This is a genomic window from Erythrobacter sp. CCH5-A1, from assembly GCF_001557115.1.
Taxonomy (GTDB): Bacteria; Pseudomonadota; Alphaproteobacteria; order Sphingomonadales; family Sphingomonadaceae; genus Erythrobacter.
Genome location: NZ_LSKQ01000225.1, coordinates 1 through 2,666 on the forward strand (window position 1 = coordinate 1; position 2,666 = coordinate 2,666).

The window sequence follows — 2,666 nt, forward strand, 5'->3', positions numbered from 1 at the left end:
GAGGTGAGCGCCAATTCGCTCCGGGGCTAGCCCCGGAGCGAATTGGCAACGACCCGCACGGATCATCCTTATGCTTTCCGTATCGACGGGAGGCGTGGCCGGTGATCAGACTTGAGGAAATTGTCATGATCCATGACTTGAAGCGGCAGGGGCTGTGGGTGTCGGCGATTGCGCGGCAGACGGGCCTTGACCGCAAGACGGTACGCAAACATCTGGCCGGTGGTGTGAAGGCGCCGGTCTACAAGCCCCGGCCAGCTCGTCCGCGTGAGCTGGAACCCTACGAACCGTATCTTCGCGATCGCATCGCGCTGTATCCGGGGTTGTCTGGCAAGCGCCTGTTCCGCGAGATCTCTGCGATGGGGTTCAAGGGCGGCTACACGACCGTCACGGACTTCCTGCGCCAGTGCCGGCCGCCGCGAGTGGTCCAGTTCGAGCGGCGCTTCGAAACACCAGCGGGACGGCAGGCTCAGGTAGACTTTGCCCAGTTCAAGATGGCGTTCAGTGATGAGCCGGGTGTGACCCGGATCTTCTGGCTGTTCTCGATGGTGCTGGGCCATAGCCGCTGGCTGTGGGGCCGGTTCTGTCCGACCTAGGATCTGCAGACGGTGATGCGCTGCCACATCGACGCCTTCGATGCGATGGGAGGTGCCCCGTCCGAGGTGCTTTACGACCGCATGAAAACTGCGGTGATCGATGAAGATGCCGAGGGTATCGTGATCTACAATCGGTCGCTGGTCGCCTTGCTGGACCATTATGGCGCTTTGCCGCGTGCATGCAGGCCCTATCGGGCCAAAACCAAAGGCAAGATCGAACGGCCCTACCGCTACATCCGTCAGGACTTCTTCCTTGGCCGTACCTTCCGCAACGCTGATGACCTGAACCGGCAGTTCCGCGAATGGTTGGACACGGTGGCCAATGTTCGGTTGCATGCCACGACCCGGCGGATCGTCAGCGAGCACTTTGCCGAGGAGCAATCCGCACTGACGGCTCTGCCTGCGGCCCCGTATAATGCGGTGCTCACGATCGAGCGGCGAGTCAGCCATGAAGGCATGGTCTTGGTTGGCGGCAATCTGTACTCGGTGCCCGACGCCACGCGCAAACGGGTCGTGGAAGTGCAGAACCATCCCCGTGAGATCAGGATCTTCGAGGATCGCAAGCTGATCGCGGTGCATCCGGTTCTCGATGGACGCAATCAGCGCCGGGTTGATCCTTCCCACCGGCGGCTCGCTCCGCCTCGCGCGGCGACAGTACCGCCGCCTGCAGGGCTTGAGATTACGAGGCGCTCGCTGGGCTTCTACGAGGCCGTCGGGCGGCGGTTGGCCAGCAGCGAGGTGCGGCCATGACGGAGATCATCGACCGTATCCGTACGAGCCTGGTTGGACTGAGAATGCCCCGTGCGCTCGAGGTGCTTGATCATACCATGCGGTGTCTGGAGCGCGGCGAAATGACCGCGCTTGAAGCCATCGATATCCTGCTCTCGCATGAGTATGGCAATCGGGAAAGCAGGCGCTTCACTGTCGGGCTCAAGACCTCACGGCTCATGCCCATGAAAACCCTCGAAGGCTTCGACTTCTCGTTCCAGCCTTCGCTCGACCGTGGTCGCATCCTCGCACTGGCGCAGCTCGACTTTATCGAGCGGGGCGAGGTGGTCCATCTGCTGGGCCCGCCGGGCACGGGCAAGAGCCACCTGGCGACAGCCTTGGGCGCGGAGGCTGTTCGGGCTGGCAAGCGGGTTTACCGCGCCAGTCTGGCTGAGGTGATCGACATGCTGGTGCGCGCCGAGCGCGACGGGCGGCTTCCCGAACGGCTCCGGTTCTTCAATCGGAATACCCTGCTGATCGTCGACGAGATCGGCTACCTCCCAGTGACGCCTGGCGGTGCCAACCTCTTCTTCCAGCTGGTCAACTCCCGCTACGAAAAGGGGGCGATGATCCTCACATCCAACCGCGGCTTTGCTGAATGGGGCGAGGTGTTCGGCGATCCGGTGGTGGCAACAGCGCTGCTCGATCGCTTGCTGCACCATGCCATAGTCATCCAGATCGAGGGCGCCAGTTACCGCTTGCGCGCCCACTCCGATCTCGTGCCGGAGCACACCAGAGCGATCTCCGCCATCACGCCGCCGCCGCCGCCGAAAAGGCGCGGAAGGCCACCGAAGGAGCGCCCCCACGATCACTGGAACGGCTGATCACCGAAAACCCAAACTGGGGAATTTTAACCCGGCACTTCTGGGGAAATTTTAGTCAGCGTTGACAACCTGTGAGCGCGGTGGCGAACGCGCTCGGCGTCTCCCGCCAGCATCTCTCGTCAGCCAGACGCAAGGCCGCTGCACGCCGCCGCGGCCGACCTCCGCTGCCCGAGGAGGAGCTCGTCGCGCGCATCCAGGCCCTGATCGCCGAGCTGCCGACCTATGGCTACCGCCGGATCCATGCGCTCCTGCGGCGGCAGGCGCGAAATGGTGGGCCATCTGCGCCCAATGCCAAGCGGGTCTACCGGGTGATGAAGGTGCATGGCCTGCTGCTCCAGCGGCACAGCGGCAAGGCAGACGAGCGTCGCCACGACGGGCGCGTCGCGGTCGATACCCGCAACACCCGCTGGTGCTCCGACGGCTTTAAGATCGGCTGCGACAACGGCGAGAAGGTGCGCGTCGCCTTCTCGCTCGACTGCTG

General features: G+C 63.7%; 1 protein-coding gene and 2 pseudogenes. All 3 read left to right on the plus strand.

The features are described 5' to 3' along the window. Positions 1 to 101 precede the first annotated feature (101 nt). Positions 102 to 1,343, plus strand: a pseudogene (gene istA, locus AX708_RS13520) (IS21 family transposase). Beyond that, positions 1,340 to 2,185 (plus strand): IS21-like element helper ATPase IstB, encoded by an 846-nt coding sequence (gene istB, locus AX708_RS13525; RefSeq protein WP_066531921.1) that lies wholly within the window; start codon positions 1,340 to 1,342, stop codon positions 2,183 to 2,185. The pseudogene istA and the gene istB overlap by 4 nt, the downstream one beginning before the upstream one ends. A gap of 86 nt (positions 2,186 to 2,271) precedes the next feature. Continuing rightward, positions 2,272 to 2,666 (plus strand): annotated as a pseudogene (locus tag AX708_RS13530) (IS3 family transposase); the annotation flags it as partial.

Coding starts and splice junctions, on each gene's coding strand:
- istB (WP_066531921.1), top strand. CDS start 1,340: ATGACGGAGATCATCGACCGTATCCGTACGAGCCTGGTTGGACTGAGA.